Below are 538 nucleotides of genomic sequence, written 5' to 3' on the forward strand. Positions count from 1 at the left end.
AGATGCTGATACTGATTGACTTACTGAGGTTGAAGTTGATTCAGATGCTGATACTGATTGACTTACTGAGGTTGAAGCTGATTCAGATGCAGACACTGATTGGCTTACTGAGGTTGAAGCTGATTCAGACGCTGATGTACTCAATGATGCTGATTGGCTTGCTGATGTTGAAGCTGATTCAGACGCTGATGTACTCAATGATGCTGATTGGCTTGCTGATGTTGAAGCTGACTCAGATGCTGATGTACTCAATGATGCTGATTGGCTTGCTGATGTTGAAGCTGACTCAGACGCTGAGGTACTCAATGATGCTGATTGGCTTGCTGATGTTGAAGCTGATTCAGATGCTGATGTACTCAATGAGGCTGATTGGCTTGCTGATGTTGAAGCTGATTCAGATGCTGATGTACTCAATGATGCTGATTGGCTTGCTGATGTTGAAGCTGACTCAGATGCTGATGTACTCAATGATGCTGATTGGCTTGCTGATGTTGAAGCTGACTCAGACGCTGAGGTACTCAATGATGCTGATTGGCTT

The 538-nt window shown here is 44.2% G+C and carries 1 protein-coding gene; it reads right to left on the minus strand.

What is annotated here, in order from left to right:
• The coding region (locus tag JX304_RS06145) for a hypothetical protein (RefSeq protein ID WP_205011717.1) at window positions 1-538 on the minus strand (538 nt) is incomplete at both ends.

Source organism: Streptococcus parasanguinis (assembly GCF_901875555.1).
Lineage (GTDB): Bacteria > Bacillota > Bacilli > Lactobacillales > Streptococcaceae > Streptococcus > Streptococcus parasanguinis_H.